Below are 4,898 nucleotides of genomic sequence, written 5' to 3'. Positions count from 1 at the left end.
CAAGGCAGGTGTTGATGATGCTGGTGCGTGAGCGGATTGAGGAACAGGAATATCTGCTGCTGTCGCCTCTGGCGGCAAAGAGCAGGGAGGCGGCCAGGGACAGGCAGCAGGATGAGTGTATATTTAGGAGCAAATTTCAGCGTGACCGGGACAGGATAATCCATTCAAAGGCATTTCGCCGCCTGAAGCACAAGACACAGGTTTTCATCATATCCGGCGACCATTACCGGACCCGCATGACGCACAGCCTTGAGGTATCCCAGATTGGCAGGACCATAGCGAGAAGCCTGAGATTGAATGAGGATTTGACCGAGGCAATAGCCATGGGGCATGATGTGGGGCATACTCCCTTCGGGCATTCCGGAGAAGCGGCATTGAACAGGCTGACGGGGCATTTTGCCCACAATGAGCAGAGCCTGCGGGTTTTGCAGGAACTGGAAAAAGGCGGCCGGGGACTGAACCTGACGCGGGAGGTACAGGACGGCATCCTGCATCACAGCGGCAGTACGAGGCCGTTTACCATGGAAGGCCGCATTGTGCATTGGGCGGACAGGATTGCCTATCTGTGCCACGATTTTGATGACAGCATGCGGGCCGGCATCCTGACTGCGGAGGATTTGCCGGAGGTAGTGAGACAGCGCATTGGCACGGTGACTTCCCACATGATTACGGCAATGGTTTCAGATGTGATTTGCCAGTCGGAAAAGGCCGGGGATATTGTATTTTCCGAGCCTATGGAGGAGGCCATGGCTGTTTTCCGCAAGTTTATGTTTGAGAATATTTACCATTCGGAGCTGTTGGCAAAAGAGCGCAGTCAGGGCGTTTTTGTGGTGGAACAGCTGTACAGGTATTTTATGGAAAATAGTGACAAGCTGCCGGAGGAATTCAGGCAGCGTCAGCATGAATACAGCCTGCAGCAGACCGTGGTGGATTATGTGGCAGGGCTGACGGACAGCTATGCTGTGCATCTTTTTAACGCTATATTTATTCCGCCGGTAGGCGCAATGGCGCGCTGAAGGATTGCAGGGCATTGGACAGGTGGTGTTGATGTTGGTGCGTGATTTGATAAAGGGGCGTGCAGACAGCGTGCATGTGATGATGACAGCCTATAACGGGGCTGTCATTTTGCTGTTGGCGCTTTTTATGGGAGTTACCCAGCAGAAAATAAGTGCCGGTATGGGGGCAAGGGATTTTCTTTACAAGCTCTCCATGCTCCCTATGCCGGCAGAGGAAATGCTGCTGGGAACAGTCTGCTCTTTTACAATAGTTGCCTGCTGCGGCTATATTTACAGTAATGTGCGGCGACTGCCCCAGCTTTTCCGGTATTGTGTATTTTTTGTGGAGATTGCGGCCTGCATTTTCCTCCTGCACAGCACAAACCTGTTTTACGATGGAGTGGTGCTTCTGCTGTTGGCGGATTTCATGTACTGCTATCAGGGAGAGGGTCAGTTGAAAATCATGCTATTGCTGATGGCGGTTATCTATGGTGTCATTATCTATAGCGCCTCCATGCTGCGGATGGATATTATTTCCTTTGATGTGTATCTGGATTATTACAGTGACGGTGTGCAGGGAATACTGCTGGCGGTGAAGAATTTTATCAGCTATGGCAATATCATGTTCTTCGTGGTCTACATGGTGACGCTTTTGCAGGACAAGAGCAAGGAGAATGCCGAGATTGCGGATTTGAATTACCGCATGATTATGACCAATGAAATGCTCAATGAAAGCAACAACAGGCTGAACGATTCCAATGCGGAGCTTAATCTTGCCAACAAGAAGCTTCGGGAATATGCCATGACCATAGCCAGCCTGACGGAAATCAAGGAGAGGAACAGGCTGGCGAGGGAAATCCACGACACGCTGGGACATGCCCTGACAGGCATCGTGGCCGGGCTGGATGCCTGCATGGTGACGGTGGATTACGCCCCGGAGGTCACCAAGAAGCAGCTGGAAAAAATCAAGGCGGCCGCCAGGCGCGGCATTACGGATGTGCGGCGCAGTATGCACATGCTGCGGCCGGATGATTTGGAAAAGTTGGTGTTTCGGGATGCCCTGCGGAAGCTGGTAGATGATTTTGCGGATGCCAGCGGCGTGGAGGTATCCCTGCAGTTTGACAATTTTCCAGAAAATCTCAGGCAGGATCAGACCGAGGTGCTGTACCGCATCGTACAGGAAAGCCTGACCAATGCCAGCCGTCACGGCCACGCTTCCCAGGTAAGGATATTCATGATGGGGGCCGGGGATATGCTGAATATTATTATCTCGGACAACGGCATCGGCTGTTCAGAAATCAAGAAAGGCTTTGGCCTGCATCACATGGCGGAGCGGGTGGAAATGCTGGGCGGTACCCTGGAATACTGGAGCGAGAAGGGCTTTGTGCTGGAGGTAAATCTGCCGCTGAACATGCAGGGATAAAACATCTGCGGCGGTAATATGATGCTGTTGTTATATAGCCGGAGTGCTAAAAGCAAGCTGAACATGCAGGGATAAAATATCTGCGGCGGTAATGGTAGGCCATCAGCACTGTTGTGGTAGTTGCGCCTGAAAACAGGTGGCAGGGAATGCTTGAAGGAAAATACGTTGACGAGAATGCTTGAAAGGGGTGGGGACAGCGTGATAAGGGTGATGATTGCAGATGATCAGGAGCTTATCCGGGAAAGCCTGCAGATTGTACTGGATATCAACGAGGATATGCAGGTGACAGGGGTGGCACAGAACGGCGCCGAGCTTCTTGAGCTTTTGGAAAAGCAGGCGGCGGATGTCATTCTCATGGATGTGCGGATGCCGAAAATGGACGGAGTGCAGGCTACCAAGGCAGTCAAGGAAAAATATCCCGATACGAGGATTATTATCCTGACTACCTTTGATGATGATGAATATGTGCTGAACGGCTTGAAATACGGGGCCAGCGGCTATCTGCTGAAAGGGATTTCCGTGCCGGAGCTGTCGGCGGCCATCCGCAAGGTGGCAGAGGGCGGTGCCATGCTGAACACGGACATCGTAACCAAAGTGGTGAAGCTGTTCAGCCAGATAACGGCGGCTAACAGGCTTATTGAGGGCTGGGGCGGTGAGCCTGTCAGCCCGGCGGAGCAGGAAGAGCGGCAAAATGGCTTTGCTATTTCGGTGGATATGTGCGGCGTGAAGGAGCTGACCAGAACGGAAAGGAATATTGTACGGCTGGTGGGGCATGGCATGTCCAACAGGGAAATCGCGGAACAGCTGAATTTTTCCGAGGGAACGGTGCGCAACAGCCTGAGCATCGCTCTTGGCAAGCTGGCGCTCCGGGACAGAACCCAGATGGCCATCTGGGCGGTGCAGACAGGTATGGCGCAGGAAGCTCTGGAGTAAGTGTAAGGTGATGTCCGGGCGGTGCAGACAGGTATGGCGCAGGAAGCTCTGGAGTAAGTGTAAGGTGATGTCCGGACAGTGCAGACAGGCATGGCACAGGAAGCCATAGAATAAGCGAAAATGACATTTGTCATGCAGGGCTGATAAAAATTGGTGATAAAAATCAGGTTAAATATCTCCCAAAATCATTAAAATAATAGTTGTAAACAGGTTTTGTACCGGACGGCAGGGAAAAGCGATATGGCTGGCCGGACTAAAAAGGCATACGGGCCTTTGCATGAATAGCCTGAAACAGCTTACAGGTGTATTTTGATGTATGTGAAAGGTATTTTTTAGCATTTTGGGGAGGTATTTATCATGAAGGACATCAGGCTGGACAGTCCTTTGCAGGGGGAGCTGATTGCCCTGCAGGAAGTCAATGACCCTGTGTTTTCCGGCGGCATCATGGGGCGAGGCGGAGCCGTGAAAAATCCGGCGGGCAGGGTGACAGCGCCCTTTGACGGCGAGGTGACATCTGTCTTTGATACGAAGCATGCCATCGGCCTGCTTTCAGAGGACGGAGTGGAGCTTTTAATCCATGTGGGGCTTGATACCGTAAATCTGCAGGGAAAGTATTTTACCGCCCATGTGCAGGCAGGCGACAAAGTGAAAAAGGGCGACCTGCTGCTGGAGTTTGATGAAGGGGGCATCAGGGGCGAGGGCTACGATACGACTACCCCGGTGGTGGTTACCAATGCGGATGCTTTCGGGAAGATTACTTTGGAGCTGAATGGCAAAAGGGTGGTTTCAGCTGATGGAGAGACTGCTGAAGATGATAAGGCCGGCAAGGCTGCTAAAGCTGATAAAGCTGTAAAGACGGCAGACAGAATGGGGGACAAGCAGATGGAAAGCCGTGAAGAAAGGGTTGCTGCCCGGATTGCAGAGTGTGTGGGCGGTATGGCCAATATCCGTTCCGCAGAGCATTGTGCTACGCGCCTGCGCCTGATTTTGCATGACAAGTCAAAGATTGACGAAAAGGCGGTTGAGGCGATTGACGGCGTCAAGGGACAGTTTTTTGCCGCCGCCCAGTACCAGATTATTCTGGGAACCGGCTTTGTGGACAAGGTATATGATGCCCTGGTGCATCAGAATGGTTCTTTGGCCGGTGGCGGCAACAAGGAAGCCGCTTATGATGAGATGACTGTTGCCCAGAAAATCTCCCGTACCTTCGGTGATGTTTTTGTGCCGATTATTCCGGTGCTGGTGGCGACCGGCCTTTTTATGGGCCTGCGTGGCATGACCTTGAGCCTGGGCATGGAGTTCAGCGAGAATTTCCTGCGCATGAGCCAGATTTTGACGGATACGGCTTTTGCCTTCCTGCCAGCCCTTGTGTGCTGGTCTACCATGAAGAAATTTGGCGGCACGCCTGTTATCGGCATTGTGCTGGGGCTGATGCTGGTGGCGCCACAGCTGCCAAATGCCTACGCCATTGCCGCTGGTGAGGCACAGCCTGTCATGATGGATGTGCTGGGCATCAGCGTGCCGGTGGTCGGCTATCAGGGCTCTGT

4 protein-coding genes are annotated in these 4,898 nt (G+C 52.6%); all 4 read left to right on the top strand.

Annotated features, from left to right (window positions below; all coding sequences use genetic code 11):
- Positions 1-17 precede the first annotated feature (17 nt).
- Positions 18-1,016 carry a deoxyguanosinetriphosphate triphosphohydrolase gene (locus tag ACI3UA_RS09225; RefSeq protein ID WP_439724526.1) on the top strand — a complete coding sequence of 333 codons (999 nt, stop codon included), beginning with the start codon at positions 18-20 and terminating at the stop codon, positions 1,014-1,016.
- A gap of 31 nt (positions 1,017-1,047) precedes the next feature.
- Positions 1,048-2,418 carry a sensor histidine kinase gene (locus ACI3UA_RS09220; protein WP_439724525.1) on the top strand — a complete coding sequence of 457 codons (1,371 nt, stop codon included), beginning with the start codon at positions 1,048-1,050 and terminating at the stop codon, positions 2,416-2,418.
- A 174-nt stretch (positions 2,419-2,592) separates the two neighbouring features.
- A complete protein-coding gene (locus ACI3UA_RS09215) occupies positions 2,593-3,351 on the top strand; it encodes a response regulator (protein WP_439724524.1) in 759 nt (252 codons plus the stop codon).
- A gap of 357 nt (positions 3,352-3,708) precedes the next feature.
- Positions 3,709-4,898 (top strand): glucose PTS transporter subunit IIA (locus ACI3UA_RS09210; protein ID WP_439724523.1); only part of this gene is annotated, 1,190 nt, incomplete at its 3' end.

Source organism: Anaerovibrio sp. (assembly GCF_051866355.1).
Taxonomy (GTDB): Bacteria; Bacillota; Negativicutes; order Selenomonadales; family Selenomonadaceae; genus Anaerovibrio.
This window is presented reverse-complemented; position numbering and strand designations above follow the sequence as displayed.

Coding starts and splice junctions, on each gene's coding strand:
- ACI3UA_RS09225 (WP_439724526.1), top strand. CDS start 18: ATGCTGGTGCGTGAGCGGATTGAGGAACAGGAATATCTGCTGCTGTCG.
- ACI3UA_RS09220 (WP_439724525.1), top strand. CDS start 1,048: ATGTTGGTGCGTGATTTGATAAAGGGGCGTGCAGACAGCGTGCATGTG.
- ACI3UA_RS09215 (WP_439724524.1), top strand. CDS start 2,593: ATGCTTGAAAGGGGTGGGGACAGCGTGATAAGGGTGATGATTGCAGAT.